Source organism: Streptomyces sp. NPDC006207 (assembly GCF_040613835.1).
Classification (GTDB): Bacteria; Actinomycetota; Actinomycetes; order Streptomycetales; family Streptomycetaceae; genus Actinacidiphila.
The window spans coordinates 47,037-70,373 of record NZ_JBEXSX010000054.1 but is presented as its reverse complement, the minus strand read 5'-3'; the positions used below and the strand labels follow the sequence as shown (position 1 = coordinate 70,373).

Sequence of the window (23,337 nt, the reverse complement as noted above, 5' to 3'; positions counted from 1 at the left end):
GTTCCACAGCGGCTCGAACATCGTGTTGGCGAACCGCAGCGCCAGGATGTTCTGGACCGTCTCCTTGCCCAGGTAGTGGTCGATCCGGAAGACCTGCTCCGGGGCGAACACCTCGTGGACGAGCGCGTTGAGTTCCCGCGCGCTGGCCAGGTCGTGGCCGAAGGGCTTCTCGATGACCGCGCGTCGCCAGGAGCCCTCGGGGGCGTCGGTGAGTCCGTGCTTCTTCAGCTGCCGCACGACCTTGGGGAAGAACTTCGGCGGTACGGACAGGTAGAACGCGTAGTTGCCGCTGGTCCCCCGGGTGGCGTCCAGCTCGTCCACGGTGACGGCGAGCTGCTTGAACGCGACGTCGTCGTCGAAGTCGCCGGGGATGAAGCGCATGCCCTCGGCGAGCTGCTGCCAGACCTCCTCCCGGAACGGCGTCCGGGCGTGCTCGCGCACCGAGTCGTGCACGACCTGGGCGAAGTCCTGGTCCGCCCAGTCGCGGCGGGCGAAGCCGACGAGCGAGAAGCCCGGCGGCAGCAGCCCGCGGTTGGCCAGGTCGTACACCGCCGGCATCAGCTTCTTGCGGGACAGGTCACCCGTCACGCCGAAGATCACCAGCCCGGACGGGCCGGCGATGCGCGGCAGCCGCCGGTCGGACGGATCACGCAGGGGGTTGGGCCACGGGGTGGTGGCGGGTGCGGTCGGGTCCTTGCTCATCGCGCGTCGGCTCCCTTGCCGTTCAGTGCTGTTCCGATGGCCTGCAGCAGTTCGGCCCAGGCCGCCTCGAACTTCGCCACGCCCTCGTCCTCCAGCCGCCGGACGACCTCGTCGAGGGGGATCCCCAGTCGTTCCAGGGCCGTCAGGTCGGCGCGGGCCCGGTCGTGGCGGCCGGTGACGGTGTCACCCTCGACGCGGCCGTGGTCGGCGACGGCGTCGAGCGTCGCCTCCGGCACGGTGGTGACCGTGCCGGGCGCGACGAGTTCCTCGACGTAGCGGGTGTCCCGGTACGCCGGGTCCTTCACACCCGTGGAGGCCCACAGGGGCCGCTGCTCGTGGGCACCTGCCGCGGCGAGCGCGGCCCAGCGGTCGCCGGCGAAGAACTCCCGCTGCGCCCGGTACGCCAGCCGGGCGTTGGCGAGCGCCGCCCTGCCCTTCAGGGCCGACGCCTCGTCCGTGCCGAGCTCCGTCAGCCGCCGGTCGACCTCCGTGTCGACGCGGGAGACGAAGAAGGAGGCGACGGAGTGGACGGTGGACAGGTCGATCCCGGCCGCACGCGCCCTCTCCAGACCGGCCAGGTAGGCCTCCATGACCTCGCGGTGGCGCTCCGGCGAGAAGATCAGCGTGACGTTCACGCTGATGCCGAGGGCGGTGACCTCCGTGATGGCGGGCAGGCCCGCCGCGGTCGCCGGGATCTTGACCATCACGTTGGGGCGGTCGACCAGCCAGGCGAGCTGCCGGGCCTCGGCGACGGTCGCCCGCGTGCGGTGGGCCAGGCGCGGGTCGACCTCGATCGACACCCGGCCGTCCCGGCCGCCGGTCGCCTCGTACACGGGTCGCAGGAGGTCGGCCGCGGCACGCACGTCGGCGGCGGTCATCATGCGGACGGCTTCGTCCGGGGTGACGCCGCGCGCGGCCAGGTCGGCGAGCTCTTCCCGGTAGTCCTCCCCCGAGCCGATGGCGGCCCGGAAGATGGACGGATTCGTGGTGACGCCCACCACACGTCCCGATGCGACGAGTCGGGCGAGGTCGCCGGAGACGATGCGTCTGCGCGACAGGTCGTCCAGCCAGACCGAGACTCCCTCGGCGGCCAGTCGCTGCAACGGTTCCGCGGTTGCGGTTGCTTCTTGGTTCACTGTGATCATCTTCTTTCTGCGCTCGCGTCAACCGCGGCGGGCCCCAAAGGATTCCCGGCTGCTGGGGACGTGTTTCCGCAGGTGACGGAGGTTTCCCTCCCCGCGGGCATGACAGCGCGGGCCCCGGGAATGTGACGAGCGACGAAGATCACGCCGCGCATGGGTGCCGCGCGGGCCCGCCGGCCCTTGCCCGCGGCCTCCCCACGCGACGGCGTGTCATGCGGATCCGCTCCGCCCGGCACCGACGAGGTCGCCGCTGGCGTACTCCTGCTCGGACGCCGCCACGCGCGGGCCTTCGGCCGCCCACAGCCGCAGCCGGGCGTCGTGCAGCCAGTACGCCGCAATTGCCGCAGAAACATCCATGATGTCTGCTATCTCCTGATAGGCGAAGCCTTCAACGGCCGCGAGGTACACGGCGAACCGCTGCTCCCTCGGCAGCGTGAGGAGGGCGGCCCGGACGTCCGCCTCGGACAGCAGGACGAACTCGTCCAGCGCGGACCCCCGCACCCCCTGCGGGATCCCGGACTCCGGCGGCAGCACGCACACCTCCGGATGAGGGCCGACGAACGCCGCGGCCAGGAGGTCGTAGAGCCAGGCCCGGTGGTCGACGCCGTCGAGGAGGCGCGGGAACGCGGCGTACGCCCGGGTGAACACCTCCAGGACGAGTCCCTCCGCCTCGGCCGGGTCGCCCGTGACGCCCAACGCGGCCCGGTACACGGGGTCGAGGAGGGTCAGCACGTCACGCTCGAAGCGTGCCTCGCGCCCGGCGGAACCGTCCTCGTCGCCGACGGCCGCCCGCACCGGAGCCTCGGCAGCCTGCCGGGCCTGCGGGGCGCGGACGGTCCTGCGGTGACGGCCGCTCCCGGGCGCCGTACTGCTCCCCCGCGCGTACGGCTCACCGTCGACGCTCCGGCCCCGGTGCCGGCCACCGCCCTGGCCGGACACCGCGTAGCGGATTCCTGCGGTGGACTGGGCGTTCGTCAGCGACTGAGGCATGTTGCGTCTCTTTCCGGGATGACCTGCTTGGTCGGTACGGTCGCGCGGGCAGGGGTGGCCACACCGCACGGCTCGGCGTTAATTGCTTCGCGCAGCAAATATATATCCTTCGCGAAGCAAGTAAAGTGGGGGGCATGCACGATGCCGCACACCGCCCGGAATCCGCACCGGATCTGCTGGATCCCCTCAATCCGGACGAAGAAGCCCTCATGCGGTCCCTCAGCCGTGTCATCTACGCCCTGCCCCGCGCTCTGGACGCCGACATGACCCGCGAGCAGCGGCTCCCCCTCATCGAGTACCGGGCGATGATGAACCTCTCGGAGGCGCCCGGGCGGCGGTTGCGGATGAGCGACCTCGCCGCCGCCTGCGAGATGTCGCTCAGCGGCATGACAGGCGTGGTCCGCCGGATGGAAGGCCAGGGGTTCATCCGGCGGGTCAGGTGCGAGCGGGACGCCCGGGGCTCGAACGCCGTCCTCACCGACGCCGGGCTGGCCCGCCTGGAGGAGGCCTGGCCGACCCATCTGGCCTCCATGCGCCGCCACTTCCTGGACCACCTCGCCGGTCTCGACCTCCGGGCGCTCAGCGCGGCGCTGCGTACCGCGGCAACCTGAACCCGCCCCTTTCCCGAGGTCAGAGCCGCACCGACGGGCCCGTACCCCCGCAGCCGTGCGGCGACCTGATCTCGCGCCGCCCCGTAGGGGACGTGCATACTCAGGCCCTGCGGGCGCGCCGGCACCCGCGACGATCGGGAGGTACGCGATGGTGTCGTCGTCAGGGACGGAATCCCGGAGGGTCACGATCCATGACGTCGCCCGGTCCGCGGGGGTGTCCCGGCAGACCGTGTCGCGGGCGCTCAACGACAAGGACGAGATCGACGGCACCACCAAGCAGCGTGTGCTGGAGGCCGCCCGCGAGCTCGGTTACCGGCCGAGCCGCTTCGCCCGCGGCCTGGTCCGGCAGGACACCACCACGATCGGGCTGGTCATCCCCGACCTGCTCAACCCGTTCTTCACCGAGGTCGCCGCGGCCGCGCTGGAGGCGGCCCGGGCGCGCGGCTGGCACGTCGTCGTCTACGACACCGGGGACAGGGCCGAGGAGGAGTTCGGCACCCTGCAGGTGATCGCCTCGCAAGTGGACGCGGTCGTCGGCTACTTCAGCTGCTCCGAGCACGACCTCGAACGCTTCACCCGCGGAGTGCCCGTGGTGCTCATCGGGCGTGAGCACCACACGGCGCGGTTCAGCTCGATCCGCATCGACGGCGAGGAGGGCGTCAACGCCGCGGTCGCACACCTGGTCGCCGCGGGCCACCGGCACATCGGCATGCTCGACCACGACGGCCGCGCCGAGCCGAGCGTCCGGCGCGAGTGGTTCGCCACGGCCGCGGCGGCCCACGGGATCGACGCGGGCAGAGTGGTCGGGGCCGCCCAGTCGGCCGACGGCGGCGGGACGGCGCTCAGGAAGCTGCTGGCCGCGCATCCCGACGTCACCGCGGTCTTCACCTTCAACGACATCATCGCCATCGGCGCCCTGCGCGAGGCGCGCCGGCTCGGCAGGGCCGTCCCCGAGGACCTCGCCGTGGTCGGCTTCGACGGACTGCAGCTCGGCACGCTCGTGGAGCCCCCGCTGTCCAGCGTCGCGCTCGACACGCGCCGGCTCGGCGCGCTCGCCATCGACCAGGTCGCTCGGCTGCTGACCGGGCTGGAGCCGCTCGGGGCCGACGACCTCGTCGTCCGCGCCGAACTGCGGCTGAGCGGCTCCGCTTAACCTGCCGGACCCGTGTGCGCCGCAAAGTCTTGACACTTGACGGCACCGGAGCGCACACTTCCGAACAATTCTCAATGGCCCCGTGAGCGTTCACGTGAACGCTCACGTGAACGCTCACGGGACCGGAACACGTGGTTTTGCCCAACCTTGCGACGGCGCTCGGTGCGTGCACCGGAACCCGTCGCTCCCCCTGTCCCTTCTCTCCAGCACGGCCCGCCTGAGGTGTCAACGTCGACCCGGCTGGCGCCCACGCCAGCCGTCCTCCGGAACGGAAACCATGAGCAGCACAGTCACGCGTATCCGCGTCGCCGCCGTCGCCGCGGCAGCCAGCATCGCCGTACTCGCCGGATGCTCATCGCCGGCCCCTTCGGGTGACAGCGCATCGGCAGACGCCTGCGCGCCCGCGAAGGGCAAAGTCACCCTCCAGTACTGGAACACCGTTCCCGGCATGGACGAAGTCGTCGCGCTGTGGAACAAGAAGAACCCGAACATCCAGGTGGAGACGAAGAACATCTCCAACGACCAGTACGGCACTATCGGCAACGCCCTCAAGGCGGGCAAGGCGCCGGACCTCGCCCAGGTCGGCTACGACGAACTGCCCAACCTGCGCAGCCAGGACGCCTTCGCGGACGCCTCCGCCTGCAAGGCGGCCACCGACGCCAAGTCGGCGTTCGTGCCCTGGACCTGGTCGCAGGCCAGCTTCGGCGGCACCGGGGTGTTCGCCATCCCGCAGGACACCGGCCCGATGGCCCTGTACGTGCGCAGCGACATCTTCAAGAAGCACGGCCTGGAGATCCCCAAGACCTGGGACGAGTACGCGACCGAGGCGCAGAAGCTGCACAAGGCCGACCCGAACCTCAGAATGACGTTCTTCGACCCGAACAACGCCGAGTGGTTCAACGGGCTCCTCTGGCAGAACAGCGCCGAGATGTACTCCTACTCCGGCGACAAGTGGCACGTCGCGGTCGAGTCCGAGCAGAGCAAGCAGGTCGCCGACTACTGGCAGAAGCTGATCGACGCCAAGCTGGTGCGGACCGACCTCGCCCACGGCTCGACGCAGATGTACACGGCGTACCAGAAGGACCAGATCGCCACCTACGTCGGCGCCGCCTGGGGCTACAGCATGTTCCGCGACAACCTGCCCAAGCAGGCGGGCAAGTGGTCGATCGTGCCCATGCCCACCTGGGGTTCGAGCGCCGCGTCCGGTGACTGGGGCGGCTCCACCGTCGCCTTCATGAAGGGCGGCAAGCACCCGTACGAGTCAGTCAAGTTCAACACCTGGCTGAACACCGACCCCGAGGCCCTCGCGCTGGAGAACAAGCTGGGCGGCCTCTACCCGGCGGCCACCGCCGGTCTGGCGCTCCCCGCGCTCTCCCAGGGCGTGGCCTACTACGACAACGAGAAGATCTTCGACGTCTTCGCCGAGTCGTCCAAGAACATCGACACCGACTTCACCTGGGGCCCGACCCAGAAGACGGTCAACCTGGCGCTCCAGGACGCGATGGCCAAGGCGACCGCCGGTGACGGCACCGTCGCCGGCGCCCTCACGGCCGCCCAGGACGCCGCGCTGAAGTCCATGAAGGACCAGGCGATCCCGGCCACGGCGGGCAAGTGACCGTCGCATGACCGACCTCGCAACCCGCGCGACGCGCGGGGTGGCGACCACCGAGGGCCGCCGTCGCCGCCACAACGGCGGCGGCCCCCGGGCGGGCACCATCGCCGCGTTCGTGACCCCGTTCTTCCTGCCGTTCGTCCTCTTCTACCTGGTGCCGATCGGCTACGCGTTCTGGCAGAGCCTGCTCGTCGTGCGCCGCACCGGCGGCCAGTACGGCACGTCGTACACGACCTTCGGCGGTCTGGAGCAGTACACGCAGGTCTTCCAGAACACCGAGTTCTGGGGCAGCATCGGCCGCATCGGGCTGTTCGGCATCGTGCAGGTGCCGGTGATGCTCTTCGTTGCGCTGGTCATGGCGCTGCTGCTCGACACCCCCCTGCTGAAGCTCAAGGCGTTCTTCCGCATCTCGGCGTTCATGCCGTACGCCGTGCCCGGCGTCATCGCCGCGATCATGTGGTCGTACCTCTACTCGCCGCAGATCAGCCCCGTCGTCGACCTGCTCAAGGGCGTCGGCCTCCAGCCCGACTTCCTCGGTCCGGGGGCCGTGCTGTGGTCGACGGCGAACGTGTCCACCTGGCTGTGGACCGGCTACAACATGCTGATCATGTTCTCCGCGCTGCAGTCGATCCCGCAGGAGCTCTACGAGGCCGCCAAGCTCGACGGCGCCAGCAACTGGGCCATCGCGTGGCGGATCAAGGTGCCGATCATCGCCCCATCGGTCGTCCTGACCACGGTGTTCTCCATCATCGGCACGCTGCAGCTGTACGCCGAGCCGGCGGTGCTGCGCCAGATCTCCTCGAACATCCCGAGCACCTTCACCCCGAACATGCTCGCGTACACGGTGGCCTCCGGGAACAACTACCAGCAGGCGGCGGCGATCTCCGTGGTCATCGCCGTGATCACCTTCGTCTTGAGCTTCGGGTTCATGCGACTGACCTCGAAGAGGGCCGGACTGTGAGCGACCAGACCCCGATCCGCGAGAGCCGCGTCAGCCGAACGGCCGCCACGGCCCTGATGTTCCTGCTGGCGGTCTACTTCCTGCTGCCGGTCTACTTCCTGGTCGTGGCGGCGACGAAGCCGCAGGGCGACCTCGCCTCCACCAACGGCCTGGCGTTCTCGCACTTCGACCTCTTCGCCAACCTCGACACCCTCTTCACCCGCAGCGACGGCATCTTCGGGCGCTGGGCGCTGAACAGCGTGCTGTACGCGGTGCTGGGCGCGGCGGTCGGCACCCTGATCTCGGCGCTGTGCGGCTACGCGCTCGCCAAGTTCCCCTTCCGGGGCCGCGAGTTCCTCTTCTCCGTCATCCTCGGCGGGATCCTCGTACCGACCACCGCGCTCGCGCTGCCGCTGTTCCTGCTGTTCTCGGCGACCGGGCTCGTCAACACCTACCTCGCGGTGTTCCTGCCCAGCATCGTCAGCCCGTTCGGCGTCTACCTGGCCCGGATCTTCGCCGCGTCGGCCGTCCCCCAGGAGATCCTGGAGTCGGCGCGCCTCGACGGGGCCGGGGAGTTCCGGACGTTCTTCTCGGTGGCGTTCAAGCTGATGACGCCCTCACTGGTGACCATCTTCCTGTTCCAGTTCGTCGCGATCTGGAACAACTTCTTCCTGCCCATGGTGATGCTGCAGAAGGAGTCGCTCTTCCCGATCACGCTCGGCCTGTACCAGTGGAACGGCCAGACCGCCCGCGCCCCGCTGCTGCAGGAGTCGGTGATCACCGGTTCGCTGGTCTCGATCGTGCCCGTGATCGTCGTGTTCATCCTCCTCCAGCGGTTCTGGCGCACCGGACTGGCCGCCGGCTCGCTCCGCTAGCCCCGCGCCGGCACCCCTGCCCTCCCCCGTCCTCCCTCCCCCCGCCGCCCCGCCAGCACAGAAGGTCCCGTTGCCATGCCCCGATCCGCCGTCTTCGTGCCCCACTTCCACTGGGACCGGGAATGGTACGAGCCCTTCCAGGTGTTCCGGCACCGGCTCGTCACCGCCCTGGACACCGTGCTGGAGACGGCCGAGACGAACCCGGACTTCCGCTTCACCGTCGACGGGCAGATGGCCGCGGTCGAGGACTACCTGGAGATGCGGCCGGAGAACCGCGGGCGCGTCACGGCCCTGGTCGCCGAGGGCCGGCTCGCCATCGGGCCGTGGCTGATCCTGCTCGACGAGTTCCTCTGCTCGGGCGAGACCATCGTCCGCAACCTGCAGATGGGGTGGGCGGCCGCGGCGGAGCTGGGCGGCTCCATGCCCATCGGCTACCTCCCGGACATGTTCGGCCACGTCGCCCAGATGCCGCAGATCCTGGCGCGCGCCGGGATCGAGCACGCGGCGCTGTGGCGCGGGGTGCCCGGCTCCGTCGACGGCCACGCCTTCCGCTGGCGCGCCCCCGACGGCTCGGAGGTGCGCACCGAGTTCCTCTTCGACGGTTACGACAACGGCCTCGACGTCCTGCTGGTGCCCGATCAGATCGGTCGCGCGCTGGGCGAGTACGCGGAGATGACGGCCGGACGGTGGGGCGACGACCCGGTGCTCGCGATGGCCGGCACCGACCACAACGCACCGGACCCGCGCCTCGCGGAGTGGCTGCGGCAGGCCTCGGGCGAGGGGCGCACCATCACCATCGCCACGCTCGACGAGTACGTACGCAAGCACGTGCGCGACGAGGTCCCGGCCGTCGTCACCGGTGAACTGCGCAGCCACGTACGCGGCAACATCCTCCCGGGCGTGCTCTCGGTGCGGCGCGGGCTCAAGCACCGGATGGCCGTCGCCGAACGCACCGTCGACCACGCCGAGCGCCTGAACGCGCTGTGGTCCGGGCGTGACGACACGCCGTTCCTCTCGCTCGCGTGGCACAAGATCATCGAGTCGAGCGCCCACGACTCGGTCGTCGGCTCCGGCACGGACGAGACCGCCGACCAGGTCGAGGCGCGGCTCGCCGAGGCCGCGCACGCCGCGCGCGCCGTACGGGACGCGGCGCTGGCCGGACCCGCCGCCCGCGTGCCGAGCGACGGCCACCTGGTCGCCAACCCGCTGACGGTCCCGCGCACGACGCTGGTCGAGGTCGACGTCGTGGCCCCGCCCGAGGGGACCGTCCTCGTCGCGACCGCGGCCGACGGCTCGGAGCACCCCGTACAGCTGGTCGCGCAGGCGCCGACCGTGCTCAGCGACGAGCGCATGGACGCCTCGCAGCTCGAGCGGGTGCTGCGTCGCATCCACCGCCGCGAGCTGTTCGGCCGCCAGATCGACCACTACGAACTCACCGCGGGTTCGCTCGTCTTCCACCTCGCCGAGGTGCCCTCCAGCGGTCCGTTCGACCTGCTGATCCTGCGCCGCGAGGTCGCCGCCGCTGCCGCCGCGCACCCGGGCAAGTGGCGGGTGCTGACGCTGGAGGAGGCGCGGGCCACCGCGCTGGTTCCGGTCGCCGTCCCCGCCTCCGGGCTCGCGAGCTTCACGGTCGCGCCCGCCGGGCAGGCGCCCGCACCGGGGACCGCCTTCGTGCCGGCGACGGCGACGGCCGGGTCGCTGTCGAACGGGCTGGCCGAGGTCGTGATCGCCGCCGACGGCACCCTGGAGGTGACCGGGGCGGACGGAACCGTGCTGCGCGGGGTCGGCCGTCTCGTCGACGGCGGTGACCGCGGCGACAGCTACAACTACGGCCCGCCGGCCCACGACCTGCTCGTCTCGGAGCCGACGGAGGTCGCCGTCGAACTCCTGGAGAACGGCCCGCTGCGGTCGCGGGTGCGCATCACCCGCGTGTACCCGTGGCCCGCCGCGCTCTCGCCCGACCGCGACGTACGCGGCGACCGGACCGTGCCGACGCCGGTGGAGACCCTGGTGGAGCTGCGCGCGGGCGAGCCCTTCGTGCGCGTCACCACGTCGTTCCTGAACCAGGCCGCCGACCACCGGCTGCGCTTCCACGTCCCGCTCCCCCGGCCGGCGGCCGGCTCGGCGTCGGCCGGGCAGTTCGCCGTCACCGAGCGCGGGCTGACCGCCGAGGGCGGCTGGGGCGAGTACCCGATCCCGACCTTCCCCGCGAGCAGCTTCGTGTCGGCCGGCGCGGCCACGGTGCTGCTCGACCACGCCACCGAGTACGAACTCACCGCCGGGGGCGCCGAACTCGCCGTGACCCTCCTGCGCGCGATCGGCTCGATCAGCGTCAACATCCATCCGCTCCGCGACGAACCGGCGGCGAGCGAGATCCCCGCGCCGGAGGCGCAGGACCTCGGGGTGCGCATCGAGAACCGTTTCGCCGTCCTGCCGTCGGCGACCGGCTGGCAGGCCGCGGACGCGGTCGCCCTCGCCGAGGAGTTCCGCAACGACGTGCTGGTCACCCGCGGTACGGCGCCCGCCGGTGGGCAGTTGCCCCCCGACACGGCCGGCGTGCGGGTCGACGGCACGGACGTCTTCGTCTCCAGCGTCCGCCGTGTCACCGGCGACGAGCTCGGTGCCGGCACCGAGGTGCGGCTGGTGGCGATGAGCGACACGGGCTCCACCGCCCGCGTCACCGGTGCGTTCGGCCGGGTGACCACGGTCGACCTGCTCGGCCGGCCGCTGGCCACCGCACCCGCGGAGGGCGCACTCGAACTCGCCCTCGGCCCGTGGGAGATCCGGACGATCGTGCTCAGGTAGCCGCGGTCGCGGTCGCGGCCGTGACCCCGACCGCGGCCGTGACCGCACACCGGATCCCCCTTTCGCTACCAAGAAAGAGTTGTGACCTCTTGCCCTCCGAGCTCTCCGCGTATGTTTCGGACACCACACCAGGGCGTGGCGCGCTGCGTCCGGCGCGCTCGTGGCTGCACTCCGACGCCCCCTCCCGCTCGCTCAACGGGCACTGGCGGTTCCGTCTGTCGCCCACGGCGACGGCGGCGGACGACTTCGCGGCCGAAGGCTTCGACGACGGCGGCTGGGACGACATCCCGGTGCCCTCCCACTGGGTGCTCCAGGGGGACGGGGCCTACGGCCGGCCCATCTACACCAACATCCAGTTCCCCTTCCCCATCGACCCGCCCCACGTGCCGGACGAGAACCCGACCGGCGACTACCGCCGCCACTTCGACCTGCCCGCCGACTGGTCGCGGGCCGAGCGGGTCGTGCTGCGCTTCGACGGCGTGGAGTCGCTCTTCAAGGTGTGGGTGAACGGCGACGAGGTCGGCAGTGCCTCGGGCAGCCGGCTGGCCCACGAGTTCGACGTGACCGCGTCCGTGCGCCCGGGCGACAACGTCGTCGCCGTGCGCGTGCACCAGTGGTCGGCGGCGAGCTACCTCGAGGACCAGGACCAGTGGTGGCTGCCGGGCATCTTCCGCGACGTCACCCTGATCGCTCGGCCTGTCGGGGGGATCGAGGACGTCTGGTTGCGCACCGGGTTCGAGCGGGGGCGCGGCCGGATCGACCCGGAGGTCACCGCGGAGGCGGCGGCGTTCCCGGTCACCCTCCGCATCCCCGAGCTCGGCGTCGAGCGGGTCTGGGGCTCCGCGGCCGAGGTGACCGCGTTCGAGGTCGACGGCGTGGAACCCTGGTCGGCCGAGGTACCGCGGCGGTACGAGGTCACGGTGGCCTCGGCGGCGGAGACCGTCACGGTGCGGACGGGCTTCCGCACGGTCGAGATCCGCGGCGACCGGTTCCTGGTCAACGGCCGCCGCGTCGTCTTCCACGGGATGAACCGCCACGAGACCCACCCCGAGCGCGGCCGTGTCTTCGACGAGGAGCACGCGCGCGAGGACCTGGCCCTGATGAAGCGGTTCAACGTCAACGCGATCCGCACCAGCCACTACCCGCCGCATCCGCGGCTGCTCGACCTCGCCGACGAACTCGGGTTCTGGGTCGTCCTCGAGTGCGACCTGGAGACGCACGGCTTCGACAAGGTCGGCTGGGCCGGCAACCCCAGCGACGACCCGGCGTGGCGGGAGGCGTACCTGGACCGGATCCGGCGCACCGTCGAACGGGACAAGAACCACCCCAGCATCGTGCTCTGGTCGCTCGGCAACGAGGCGGGCACCGGTGCCAACCTCGCCGCGATGTCGGCCTGGGTGCACGCCCGCGACGCGGGACGCCCCGTGCACTACGAGGGCGACCACACCGGCGCGTACACGGACGTCTACTCGCGCATGTACGCCTCGGTGCCGGAGACCGAGCAGATCGGGACCGACGGCTCGCGCACCCCGCTGCAGGACTGCACCCCCTCGCAGGGCGCACGGCAGCGCACCAAGCCGTTCCTGCTGTGCGAGTACGCCCACGCGATGGGCAACGGGCCGGGCGCCCTCGACCAGTACGAGGCGCTGGTGCACCGGCATCCGCGCCTGCACGGCGGCTTCGTGTGGGAATGGCGCGACCACGGCATCCTGACGACGGCCCCGGACGGCACGCCCTACTACGCCTACGGCGGCGACTTCGGGGAGGTCGTGCACGACGGCAACTTCGTGATGGACGGGATGGTGCTCAGCGACGACGTCCCGACCCCCGGCCTCCACGAGTTCAAGGCGGTGGTGCAGCCGGTCCGCTTCACCTTCGACGCGGGCGACGACGACGGCGGCGGCGTGGTGACGATCACCAATCTGCGGCACTCGGCCGACACCGCCGACCTGCGCTTCCGCTGGCGCGTCGAGCACGACGGGACGCCCGTGGACGCCGGTGACCTGGACGTGCCCGTCGTCGTGGCGGGCGGGTCGGCGCGCGTGCCGCTGCCGCGGATCGCGGTGTCGCGGGACGCGGAGACCTGGCTCACCCTGGACGCGGTCCTGGCGGCCGGCACCGCGTGGGCGAGCGAGGGCCATGTGGTCGCGACCGCCCAGCTGGACCGCTCGGCGCGACGTGCCGTGCCCGCCGTCCGGCTTCCGGCCGACTGGCGGCGGAGCGAGGGGACGCTGACGCTCGGCATCGCCGAGTTCGCCGGCGGGGACCTGGTACGGCTCGCCGGCCGCGCCGTGGCGGGCCCGCGGCTGGAACTGTTCCGTGCCCCGACCGACAACGACGAGGGCACCTCGGGGGTGGCCGAGGAGAGCGACGCCCACGTCCCCGGGGTCTCCAACGCCGAGTTGTGGCGTGGCGACGGCCTGGACCGGCTGACCACGCGGGTGCTGTCGGTGGAGACCGCCCCGGACGCGCTGCGGACCGTCGCCAAGGTGTCCGCGGCGAACACCGCGTCGTCGGTGACGGTGGAGACCGTCTGGTCCCTGCAGGGGGACGAGCTCGAACTGCGTGTGGAGATCGAGCCGTCGGGCGGCTGGGCGACGGTGTGGCCGCGCATCGGCGTCCGTTTCGACCTGCCCGACGGCGGCGCCCCCGTCGACGGCGCCGAGTGGTTCGGCATGGGCCCGCACGAGTCCTACCCGGACAGCCTCCGCGCGGCGCGCACCGGCCGCTTCTCCGCCGGCGTCGACGAACTCTCCGTCGCCTACGCGCGCCCCCAGGAGACCGGGCACCGCTCCCGCCTGCGACGGCTGGAACTGACCAGTGGCGGCGCCGGAGTGCTCCGCTTGGTGACCGTCCCGGACGCACAGGGGCGCCTCCCGGGTTTCACGCTCAGCCGCCACACACCGCAGCAGATCGCCCGGGCGGCGCACCCGTTCGAGCTCCCTGAGTCGGCGACCAGCCACCTGTTCGTCGACGCGGCCCAGCACGGCCTCGGCTCCCGGGCCTGCGGGCCCGACGTGTGGCCCGAGTTCGCGCTGCGCCCGCAGTCCCGGACGATCAGGCTCCGCATCACGGCGGGCTGAGGTTCCCCTGGCAGAAGGCCGCGACGAGCGGCCTTCTGCCAGGGTGGTGGCATGAAGTACCTGGTGCTGATGTACGCCGACCCCGCGGCGACCGAGGCGATGACCGCCGAGGAACGCGCCGAGGTGTTCCGCCGGCACGACGAGCTGCACAAGGATCTCGCGGGCACCGGCGAGCTGCTGAACGGGGCCGGACTCGCCTACCCCAGGGACACCACGACGATCCGGCTGCGCGGCGACGGCCCGACGACGGCGGACGGACCGCTCACGGAGGCGAGGGAGCAGGTCACCGCCTACTACGTGGTCGACTGCACGAGCCCGGAGCGCGCGCGGGAGATCGCCCGACGCGTCGTCGACTTCCACGTCGTGGCGGTCGAGGTGCGCCCCGTCCACGACTCGTTCGGCATGGACGCGAGCCGACCGGACGGCACCCCGGCGCAGCAGGCGTGAGGGCCCCTCCGTCCCGGGTTCAGCCCGGTTCGCAGCGGTCGAGTGCGGCACGAACCTGGTGGAGCCCCTCCACCCTCCAGTGGTCCCGGTCAGGCATTTGGTCGTCTCGGCGCCAGCGCCAGGCCGAGAACATCGCCCAGTTCAGGGCGCGGCACCGGTGAATCAGGTCGTGGTCGGCCCCCGCATAGTGCTTTCCCACTTCATCGGGCGCATGGGCGAGATCGAACTCGACCGGCCCACGGCAGCACGTGGCGAGGTCCACGAAGAGCGGCCCCCTCTTCGTGTTGAGGAGGTTGCCCGGATGCGGCTCGCCGTGCAGCAGTTGCTCGCCGGCCCTGCCGATGCCGACCGCCGCGCTCAGCCCGGCCAGTGTGCCGCGGAGGAATTCCCGGTCGGCATCCGACAGCTCGGGGGATCGCTCCCGGTCGCCGACTTCTCCCAGTGCCGCAGCGATTCGATCGGTGACATGCGGTGCGTCCAGGTCGATCCGGCGCAGTGCGGCATGGTGCCGCAGGAACGCATCCGCGTAGTCGGCCGGAGCGATCCGCGGTCCCACGGGTTCGTAGTACGTCCAGAGCGAGATGGCGAAGGCATCACGCACATGGACCCGGGGGTCGACCCGAGGGTCGAGCCCGGCCACGGGAGCGTCGACGTCGGCGAGGCGGCGGGCAACCTCCACTTCGAACTCGGAATCAGCCAGATGGCCAGAAGGGGCGACCCGGGCCAGAACATCGCAAGGGGCCAGGCGCAGCGCAACGCGGTCCGAGTTGTGGATGACGACCACGTCGTCGGCCTGAAGGCCCAGCTCCGATGCGGTGGCACGTCCTGCCTCAACTGCGCCACGGAGTTCCCGTGGCTCCATATCGTCCTCCCTCATCGCTGATTGCACGTACACGCCTCGGGGCGACAGCTGTAGATCCTTCTCCAGCTCGGCGCGCCGCGGCAACATCATTCGGGCCGCTGCGGCACCACGCGACGGAGGGTGACGGGTGAGAGCCGGTCCGTCACCCTCGCGCGTGGGCCGAATGGGCAATATGACTCATTTGGGTGAATAATGGACTAATGGATGTAATTTTTGAACCGTCGGTGTACCCGCCGCTCGCCCTCGGCTTCTTCGGCCTGGCGACCGGCTATCTGATCTGGGGGTCCCAGGAACTGTTCGGCTGGCCCAAGCGGGACGAGCGGGTCGACCGGGCGATGGGCGTCTGGGGCATCTGGCTCCCGGGCCTCTGCCAGCTCATGGCGGGCGTCATCCTCTTCGTGGGGCTCACCTGGTTCGAGGTGTTCAAGGAGCCGCCGCTCTACATGGCCGCCCTGGCCTTCACCGCGTACGGCATCCACTGGTTCGCGCTCGGCTGGGACCGCTACCGCGGCAACGACGCACGCGTCAACGCCGGGGTCGGCGTGGCCTACATGGTCCTGTCGGCGCTCGGCGCGACGGTGTTCTTCGCGGTCGACGACTGGCCCGTCGGGCTGGTCTTCATCGGGCTCTTCGCCGTCTACCTCAGCAAGTTCGTCATGTCGGTCGGCGTGCCCGTCGCCGAACGCGTGATGGGGCTGTTCCGGCTGCTGACCGCCGCCTGGCTGCTGTACCTGACCTTCGCCGTGGTGGTCGACTTCACCCTCGGGTACCACTGGCCGACCTGACCCGTACGGGGTGTCAGGCCTCGACCAGTCCCAGCCGGAACAGGCTCCCGGCGGTGTCGAGGACGGTCGTCTCCACGGACCGGGGTTCCCAGCCCAGCACCGCGCGCGCCTTGTCGGTGCGGAGCACCGGCACCTTGCCCAGCCGACCCGCCGCCTCCCGCAGCGCCGGGTCGGTGCGCGCGCCCTCCCGCACCTCCTCGGGGGTGAGTTCCCTGGCCGGCGCCTTCGCGGCGCGCTCGCCAAGCCCCTCCGCCAGGATCCGGGCCATCGCGTACAAGCTCGTCGCGGTGCCGGTGCCGATGAGGAAGCGCTCGCCCGCGGCGGCCGGTTCCGTCATCGCCCGCAGGTGGGCCTGCGCCACGTCACGCACGTCGGCCACGTCGACGTACTGCGGCGGGACCACCGGCAGGGCCCCCTCCAGCATCGCCTTGACGAGCCCCACCGAGGCGGACAGGTGCCGGTCCAGCACCGGGCCGAAGATCCCGGGCGGATTGATCACGGCCAGTTCGAGCCCGCCTCCCTCGGCGGCCGTGAAGTCCCATGCGGCGCGCTCGGCGACCGCCTTGGACTTGACGTAGGGGGTCAGGTCGTCCCCGGGGTCGGTCCAGTCGCTCTCGTCGTAGGCTCCGCCACCCGTACGGCTGTAGCCGACGGCGGCGAAGGACGAGGTCATCACCACGCGCCGGACGCCGTGGTCACGCGCCGCCCGCAGCACGCGCAGTGCTCCGTCCCGGGCCGGGACGATGACCTCGTCCTCGTGGCGGGGCTGCCGGGCCGGGAAGGGCGACGCCACGTGCAGGACGTGCTCGCAGCCCTTCACCGCCTCCGCCCAGCCCTCGTCCGCACCCAGGTCGGCCACGACGATCTCCAGCCGTCCGGGGTCGGCGCCCGCCCGGGCCGCCGTCGCGCGGACGCCCTCCGCGCGGTCCGGCGACCGGACGGTGGTGCGCACCCGGTGGCCGGCGCGCAGTAGCGCGTCGAGAACGTGCGAGCCGAGGTAGCCGCTGCCGCCCGTCACGAGGACGGGTCCGGAGCCGGGGTTCAGGTCGTACATGGTGTTCTCTTCCCTATCTCAGATCGGGCACCGTGCGCGTGAGTTCGTCCACGGCACGCTGCTCCGCGTCGTCGTCGCCCCGCTCCCGCGCGTCCCACAGGTCGGTCTTGAGCTGCAGGTACCGCAGGCGGACCCGCATCCGCTCGACCTCCTCGACCACCCGGTCGGCGTTGCGCCGGAACAGGTCGCGCAGTTGCACGGCCCGGTCGGCGTCCGCCTCCCCGTCGAGGTGACGGAGGTAGGCATGCATGTCGCGCACGCTCATCCCGGTCGCCTGGAGGCAGCTCAGGGCCTCGATCCTCTCCACCGCGGAAGCGCCGTAGCGGCGGTGGCCGCTGCTCTCGTGGCGGGGGACCGGGCCGATGAGGCCGATCTTCTCGTAGTAGCGCAGTGTCGGCTCGGAGAGGCCGCTGCGTCGCGACACCTCCTGGATCGACACCGGCGGGGCGTCTGTCATTGCCACGTCCTCAGTCTTCGGAACCTCAAGCGCTTGAGGTCAAGCGTGGGGTGCGGACGTGGCCGAGGTCACTTCGCCAGGCCCCGGCGCGTCGCCTGCCGCGGGCTCCGGGACGTCTCCGGGGGACCTCACCCCCGAGGGGAACTTAGTGTAGCCTTACCTAAGCTTCAGACAGGGCGCGCTGGTCGCCGTCGGCTGGGTACCGGAGGGGTCGCGGGGTGGGAACGAGGGTGCCGTCGGGGCGGGATGTCCTGCTGAGGACGGTCAAGGGCCGGCGGAAGGACGTCGCCGTGGGCGCCGTGCTCGGCGCCGGCCATCAGTTCGGGGAGGCGCTCGTCCCCGTCCTCATCGGCATCGTCATCGACCAGGCCGTGTCCGACGGCGACGGACGTGCGCTCTTCGGCTGGCTCGCGGTGCTGGCCGTCGTGTACGTCGGACTCTCCTTCAGCTTCCGCTTCGGCGCCCGCGCCGGCGAACGCGCCGCCGAACAGGCCGCGCACGCACTGCGGATCACCCTCGTACGCCGGGTCCTCGACCCCCGCGGCGGTGCCGAGCGCGGCCATCTGCCCGGTGAGCTGGCCAACATCGCCACCGAGGACGCCAAGCGGGTCGGCGCCGTCAACATGGCGGTCATGACCGGGATCTCGGCCCTCACCGGACTCCTGGTCAGCGCCGTGGCCCTGCTGCGGATCTCCGTCCTGCTGGGCCTGGTCGTCCTCCTCGGCACACCGCTGCTGCTCTGGCTCGGGCACCTGCTGAGCAAGCCCCTGGAGCGGCGCAGCGAGGCCGAGCAGGAGCGCGCCGCGTACGCCTCCGGGATCGCCGCCGACCTGGTGGCGGGACTGCGGGTGCTCAAGGGGATCGGGGCGCAGAGCGCCGCCGTCGAACGGTACCGGCGCACCAGCCGCGCCTCGCTCGGCGCCACGGTGCGGGCGGCGCGCGCGGAGGCCTGGCAGAGCGGGGTGGTGCTCACCCTGACCGGGGTCTTCATCGCGGTGGTCGCACTGATCGGCGGACGGCTCGCCACGGCGGGCGACATCACGCTGGGTCAGCTCGTCTCGGCGGTCGGCCTGGCGCTGTTCCTCCTGGGGCCGCTGGAGGTCTTCGCCTGGGTCAACACCGAGTTCGCCCAGGGGCGGGCCTCCGCGGGACGCATCGCGGCCGTGCTCGCCGCGGAGCCCGACGTGCAGCCCGGCGACCGCGCCCTGCCGGACCCGGTACGCGGCGGGCTGCGGCTGCGGGGCGTCACCCTCGGCGCCCTGCGCGAGGCCGACCTCGACGTGCGGCCCGGAGAACTGCTCGGCGTCGCCAGCACCGACCCGGCCGCCGCGCAGGCACTGCTCGCCTGCCTCGGCCGCACCACGGACCCGGAGGCCGGCGTCGTCGAACTGGACGGCGTACCCCTGCCGGAGCTCGACCCCGCGCGGCTGCGCACCGTGGTCCTCGTCGCGGCGCACGACGCCGACCTGTTCGAGGGCACCCTCGCCGACAACCTGGGCGGCACCGGGGACGACGACCTCGCGCTGGCCGCCGCCGGCGCGGACGAGGTGGCCCGGGCCCTGCCGCAGGGCACCGCCACCGAGGTCACCGAGGGCGGCAGCTCGCTCTCCGGCGGCCAGCGCCAGCGCGTCGCGCTCGCCCGCGCCCTCGTCGCCGACCGCCCGGTGCTCGTCGTGCACGACCCCACCACGGCGGTCGACGCGGTCACCGAGGCCCGCATCGCCGGCGGACTGCGCGAGCACCGCCGCGGCCGCACCACAGTGCTGGTCACCAACAGCCCGGCCCTGCTGTCCGTCGCCGACCGCGTCGTCCTCCTCGACGGTGGCCGGGTGGCGGCCGACGGCGCGCACGGCGACCTCGTGCACGGCGACGCGACCTACCGGACGGCGGTACTGGCATGACGACGGCATCGGCATCCGCGGCGCGGGAGCTGCTGCCCACGGCGACGCCCGCGCGGACGCGTGCCGCGGTACGGGAACTGCTGCGTCCGCACCGGGCGCTGGCGGTGGGCGGGGCCGTGGTGATGGTGGCGGCCACGACGGTGGGGCTGCTGACGCAGCCGCTGCTGGGGCACATCGTCGACCTGGTGACCGACCGGCGCCCGGCGGGGGCGCTGACACTGCCCGCGGTGCTGCTGGTGCTGGTCGCCGTGGCGCAGGGCGTGGCCACCGCCTCCGGCACGTCGCTGGTGTCACGGCTCGGCGAGACCGTGCTGGCCGAGCTGCGCGAGCGCTTCGTCGAGCGCGCGCTGTCGCTGCCGCTGGAGCGCCTGGAGCGGGCCGGTTCCGGCGACCTCAACTCCCGGGTGACGCGGGACGTGTCACGGGTGGCGGACGCGGTGCGCACCGCGCTGCCGGAACTGGTGCGCTCGGGGCTGTCGATCGTGCTGACGCTGGCCGCCCTCGCGGTGCTGGACTGGCGGTTCCTGCTGGCGGCGCTGCTCGCGCTGCCCGTGCAGGCGCACACCGCGCGCTGGTACGTCCGCAACGCCACCCCGCTGTACGCCAAGGAGCGCATCGCCACCGGCGCCCAGCAGCAGCAGTTGCTCGACACCATCGGCGGCGCGGCGACCGTACGGGCCTACCGGTCCGAGGCCGGGCACACCGAGCGGGTCACCGCACGCTCCCGCGCGGCCGTCGACCTGACGCTGCGCGGGGTGCAGCTGGTGCTGCGCTTCTACAGCCGGCTGCACGTGGCCGAGTACACCGGGCTGGCCGCCGTGCTGGTCACCGGTTTCCTGCTGGTGCGCGGCGGCTCCGCGTCGATCGGCACGGCGACGGCGGCGGCCCTGTACTTCCACAGCCTGTTCGGCCCGGTGAACACCGCGCTGGTGCTGCTGGACGACGCACAGTCCGCGACCGCCGCCCTGGCCCGGCTGGTCGGCGTCGTCGACGAGCCGGCGCCCGCCGCCTCCGGAGCCGCGCCGGCCCAGGACGTTCCCGGTGTTCCCGCCGTGACCGTGGAGGGCGTCGGCCACGCCTACGTGCCGGGACGGCCGGTGCTCACTGACGTGGACCTGGTGCTGCGGCCCAAGGAGAGGGTCGCCCTCGTCGGTGCCAGCGGCGCCGGCAAGACCACGCTCGCCAAGATCGTCGTCGGCATCCACCGGCCGTCGTCCGGTCGGGTCGACGTCGGCGGCGGCGAACCCGCGGAGACCGGGCGCACGGTCGCTCTGGTCACGCAGGAGGTGCACGTCTTCTCCGGGCCGCTCTGCGACGACCTGCGCCTGGCCCGACAGGACGCCACCGACGAGGAACTGCGCGAGGCCCTGGAGCGGGTGGGTGCGCTCGGCTGGGCACAGGCGCTGCCCGAGGGCCTCGACACCGTCGTCGGCGAGGGCGGCCACCGCCTGACCGCCGACCGCTCGCAGCAAGTCGCCCTCGCCCGGCTGGTGCTGGCCGATCCGCCGGTCGCCGTCCTCGACGAGGCCACCGCGGAGGCCGGCAGCGCCGGCGCCGCGCGGCTGGAGGAGGCCGCCGAGCGCGCGCTGGATGGCCGTACGGCCCTGGTCGTCGCGCACCGGCTCAGTCAGGCCGCCGCCGCCGACCGGGTGGTGGTGATGGAGGAGGGCCGCATCGCCGAGAGCGGCACCCATGACGAACTGCGCGCCGCCGGGGGGCCGTACGCCGCCCTGTGGCAGGCCTGGGCGGAGCACCGCAGCACCCCCCGGCCGTAGCGGCCGCCGCCGCCCCTGAACCAACCCGTCCAGAACCGAAACGAACAGAAGGATCACCCGATGCCCCGCGCCAACAGAGCCACCCGGTTCGCCGGACTGCTCGCCTCCGTACTGATGCTCGTCGGTGCGGTAGCCGCCTGCGGCTCCTCCGACTCGCCCTCCGACGCGTCGAAGCCGGGCTCCGGCTCCACCAAGGCGTCGGCGGGCAACGCCTTCCCCGTCACGATCGCCCACAAGTACGGCAGCACCACGATCAAGTCCGAGCCCAAGCGCGTGGTCACCGTGGGCCTCACCGACCAGGACGCCGTCCTCGCGCTCGGCACCGTCCCGGTCGGCACGACCGAGTGGATCGGCGGCTACAAGGGCGCCTTCGGCCCCTGGGCGCAGGACAAGCTGGGCTCCGCCGCGGCGCCCACGGTCCTGAAGGACACCGGCACCGGGCCGCAGGTCGAGAAGATCGCCGCCCTCAGGCCCGATCTGATCCTCGCCCTGTACTCGGGCCTGACCAAGGCGCAGTACGACACGCTGTCGAAGTTCGCTCCGGTCGTGGCCCAGCCCAAGGAGTTCAACGACTACGGCATCCCGTGGCAGCAGCAGACCGAGACCATCGGCAAGGCGCTCGGCAAGCCCGGGGAGGCCACGAAGCTCGTCGAAGGCGTCGAGGCGAAGTTCGCCGAGGCCAAGAAGGCGCACCCCGAGTTCGCCGGCGCCACCACGGTGATGGCCACCCCGTACGAGGGCACCTTCGTCTACGGCAGCCAGGACGCCCGCTCGCGGCTGCTGGCCGACCTCGGGCTGAAGCTCCCGGCCGACCTGGACAAGGTGATCGGCGACCAGTTCGGCGCCAACATCAGCAAGGAGCGCACCGACCTGCTCGACCAGAGCGTCGCGGTGTGGATCGTGCCCGACACCACCACGGCCGTCGCGAAGCTGCACGAGGACAAGCTGTACGCCGACCTGAAGGTCGTGAAGGAAGGCCGCGAGGTCTTCGTCGAGGAGTCCGGCGACTACGGCAACGCGGTGTCCCTGTCGACCGTGCTGAGCATCCCCTACGTCCTCGACCGCCTCGTCCCGCAGCTCGCCGCCGCGGTGGACGGCGACCCGGCCACGAAGGTGGAACAGCCCGCGTCCTGATCACCGCCGTCCTGCGGTGCTCCGTGCGCCGCCGGGCCGAGGCCGGGCAACCCGGGGCCGGGGCCCGCTCTGCACGCAGAGCGGGCCCCGGCCCGTGTGCCACGCGCTACCGGGCGTCGGTGTCCGGCACGTCCCCGGCGATACGTTCGAGCAGGTCCCGAGCCTCGGCGGTCCGGCGGTGGTCCGGGCCGAACGTCGCCAGGCACGCATCATGCGCGGTCACGGCCCTGCTGAGGGCTTCGCGTTCACGGCCGAGCCCTTGGAGGGCGGTGGCCAGGGCCAGTTCGACCGCACCGGTCTCCGCTCGGTGCTGCTGCGCGGACATGCCGCGGCGCAGGTCGTCGGCGCGTTCCGCCTCGGCGAGTGCCTCTTCGTGACGGGCCTGGGCGTTGAGGCTGCGGGCCAGGCCGAGTCGCAGGACCAGAGCGAACCGGTCATGCTCCGGATGGGCCGCGAGGGCGTCGCGGACGAGGGCCTCCGCTTCCGCGTGACGGCCCTGCGCGGTGAGCGCGAAGACCAGTCCGTTGCGTGCGGCCGCCGCCGTGTTCAGCATGTCCGGGCCGGTGCCGCGGGCCGCTACCCCTACGACGGCCCGGCATTCCGCCTCGCATTCGGCGTGCCGGCCGAGCGCGCTGAGTGCCTGCGCGCGATCCGAACGCAGCTTCAGGGTCAGCATGTGCTCGGCGCCGAAGGTCCTTCCGAACACGGGCAGCAGTTCGTCGTACGCGGTGACGGCCTCGGCGTGACGGCCCTGGGCCCCCACCGCCAGGGCGGCGAAGCTCAGGGCCAGCGGTGCGTACGGGGTGCCGCGCTGCCCGGTCCAGGCAGCCGCCACGGCACGGGCCTCGGTCTCCGCCTCGGCGTAACGCCCCGCCGTGTAGAGCGCGATGACCTCGTCCACGGGGGAACTCGTGGGCCGATCCGCCTCGTGTCGGCCGCGCGGCCGGAAGAGTCTCATGCCCGAAGCGTACGGATCAAGCGCCCGCACCTCCCCATGTGGTACAGGGAC

Annotated in this window: 19 protein-coding genes; 12 read left to right on the top strand and 7 right to left on the bottom strand. The window is 72.2% G+C overall.

Going from position 1 to position 23,337, the window contains the following annotated elements; all coding sequences use genetic code 11:
* The 3 genes from ABZ312_RS33200 to ABZ312_RS33190 form a co-directional block, all read right to left on the bottom strand.
* Positions 1-702 (bottom strand): glucose-6-phosphate dehydrogenase (locus tag ABZ312_RS33200; RefSeq protein ID WP_500439367.1); only part of this gene is annotated, 702 nt, incomplete at its 3' end.
* Positions 699-1,847: a transaldolase gene (tal, locus tag ABZ312_RS33195; RefSeq protein ID WP_500323636.1), complete on the bottom strand. Its 1,149-nt coding sequence runs from the start codon at positions 1,845-1,847 to the stop codon at positions 699-701. The genes ABZ312_RS33200 and tal, both read right to left, overlap by 4 nt.
* Positions 1,848-2,054: 207 nt before the next feature.
* Positions 2,055-2,834 carry a sigma factor-like helix-turn-helix DNA-binding protein gene (locus ABZ312_RS33190; RefSeq protein ID WP_500323635.1) on the bottom strand — a complete coding sequence of 260 codons (780 nt, stop codon included), beginning with the start codon at positions 2,832-2,834 and terminating at the stop codon, positions 2,055-2,057.
* 134 nt (positions 2,835-2,968) lie between these two features.
* On the opposite strand from ABZ312_RS33190, the gene ABZ312_RS33185 reads away from it, so the two are divergent.
* The 8 genes from ABZ312_RS33185 (at position 2,969) to ABZ312_RS33150 (ending at position 14,360) form a co-directional block, all read left to right on the top strand.
* Entirely contained in the window at positions 2,969-3,445 is a 477-nt protein-coding gene (locus tag ABZ312_RS33185; RefSeq protein WP_500323634.1) for a MarR family winged helix-turn-helix transcriptional regulator, read from the top strand.
* Between the two features lie 148 nt (positions 3,446-3,593).
* Positions 3,594-4,598 (top strand): LacI family DNA-binding transcriptional regulator, encoded by a 1,005-nt coding sequence (locus tag ABZ312_RS33180; RefSeq protein ID WP_499516172.1) that lies wholly within the window; start codon positions 3,594-3,596, stop codon positions 4,596-4,598.
* A gap of 277 nt (positions 4,599-4,875) precedes the next feature.
* Positions 4,876-6,213: an ABC transporter substrate-binding protein gene (locus tag ABZ312_RS33175; protein ID WP_500439366.1), complete on the top strand. Its 1,338-nt coding sequence runs from the start codon at positions 4,876-4,878 to the stop codon at positions 6,211-6,213.
* A gap of 7 nt (positions 6,214-6,220) precedes the next feature.
* Positions 6,221-7,171, top strand: coding sequence for a carbohydrate ABC transporter permease (locus ABZ312_RS33170; protein WP_500356566.1), 951 nt, complete (start codon positions 6,221-6,223; stop codon positions 7,169-7,171).
* Positions 7,172-7,227: 56 nt separating this feature from the next.
* The gene (locus tag ABZ312_RS33165) at positions 7,228-8,025 is read left to right on the top strand and encodes a carbohydrate ABC transporter permease (protein WP_499517036.1); all 798 of its coding nucleotides are present in this window, start codon (positions 7,228-7,230) and stop codon (positions 8,023-8,025) included.
* Positions 8,026-8,100: 75 nt separating this feature from the next.
* Positions 8,101-10,830, top strand: a complete 2,730-nt coding sequence (locus ABZ312_RS33160) for a glycoside hydrolase family 38 N-terminal domain-containing protein (protein ID WP_500439365.1) — start codon at positions 8,101-8,103, stop codon at positions 10,828-10,830.
* A gap of 89 nt (positions 10,831-10,919) precedes the next feature.
* Positions 10,920-13,913, top strand: coding sequence for a glycoside hydrolase family 2 TIM barrel-domain containing protein (locus ABZ312_RS33155; protein WP_500439364.1), 2,994 nt, complete (start codon positions 10,920-10,922; stop codon positions 13,911-13,913).
* 51 nt (positions 13,914-13,964) lie between these two features.
* Positions 13,965-14,360, top strand: coding sequence for a YciI family protein (locus tag ABZ312_RS33150; protein ID WP_500323627.1), 396 nt, complete (start codon positions 13,965-13,967; stop codon positions 14,358-14,360).
* A gap of 19 nt (positions 14,361-14,379) precedes the next feature.
* Here the strand turns inward: ABZ312_RS33150 and ABZ312_RS33145 are convergent, their stop codons facing one another.
* Positions 14,380-15,222 (bottom strand): aminoglycoside phosphotransferase family protein, encoded by an 843-nt coding sequence (locus ABZ312_RS33145; RefSeq protein WP_500323626.1) that lies wholly within the window; start codon positions 15,220-15,222, stop codon positions 14,380-14,382.
* A gap of 200 nt (positions 15,223-15,422) precedes the next feature.
* Between ABZ312_RS33145 and ABZ312_RS33140 the strand changes: the two genes are divergently transcribed.
* On the top strand, positions 15,423-16,007 hold the full coding sequence (locus ABZ312_RS33140; protein ID WP_500323625.1) for a hypothetical protein: 585 nt from the start codon (positions 15,423-15,425) through the stop codon (positions 16,005-16,007).
* A 13-nt stretch (positions 16,008-16,020) separates the two neighbouring features.
* On the opposite strand, the gene ABZ312_RS33135 is transcribed toward ABZ312_RS33140, so the two are convergent.
* Together ABZ312_RS33135 and ABZ312_RS33130 are read right to left on the bottom strand one after the other, a co-directional pair.
* A complete protein-coding gene (locus tag ABZ312_RS33135; RefSeq protein WP_500439363.1) occupies positions 16,021-17,061 on the bottom strand; it encodes an SDR family oxidoreductase in 1,041 nt (346 codons plus the stop codon).
* 13 nt (positions 17,062-17,074) lie between these two features.
* Complete coding sequence (locus tag ABZ312_RS33130; protein ID WP_500323623.1) at positions 17,075-17,518, bottom strand: MerR family transcriptional regulator; 444 nt, start codon at positions 17,516-17,518, stop codon at positions 17,075-17,077.
* A gap of 218 nt (positions 17,519-17,736) precedes the next feature.
* Here ABZ312_RS33130 and ABZ312_RS33125 point away from each other — a divergent pair, with 218 nt between their 5' ends.
* Genes ABZ312_RS33125 through ABZ312_RS33115 form a run of 3 tightly spaced genes read left to right on the top strand, consistent with a single transcriptional unit; the run spans position 17,737 to position 22,328 of the window.
* The gene (locus ABZ312_RS33125; RefSeq protein WP_500323622.1) at positions 17,737-19,419 is read left to right on the top strand and encodes an ABC transporter ATP-binding protein; all 1,683 of its coding nucleotides are present in this window, start codon (positions 17,737-17,739) and stop codon (positions 19,417-19,419) included.
* Positions 19,416-21,194, top strand: a complete 1,779-nt coding sequence (locus ABZ312_RS33120; protein ID WP_500439362.1) for an ABC transporter ATP-binding protein — start codon at positions 19,416-19,418, stop codon at positions 21,192-21,194. Before ABZ312_RS33125 ends, ABZ312_RS33120 begins: the two co-directional genes overlap by 4 nt.
* 60 nt (positions 21,195-21,254) lie before the next feature.
* Positions 21,255-22,328 carry an iron-siderophore ABC transporter substrate-binding protein gene (locus tag ABZ312_RS33115; protein WP_500323620.1) on the top strand — a complete coding sequence of 358 codons (1,074 nt, stop codon included), beginning with the start codon at positions 21,255-21,257 and terminating at the stop codon, positions 22,326-22,328.
* 106 nt (positions 22,329-22,434) lie between these two features.
* On the opposite strand, the gene ABZ312_RS33110 is transcribed toward ABZ312_RS33115, so the two are convergent.
* Positions 22,435-23,286, bottom strand: coding sequence for a tetratricopeptide repeat protein (locus ABZ312_RS33110; protein WP_500356996.1), 852 nt, complete (start codon positions 23,284-23,286; stop codon positions 22,435-22,437).
* Between the last annotated feature and the right edge of the window lie 51 nt (positions 23,287-23,337).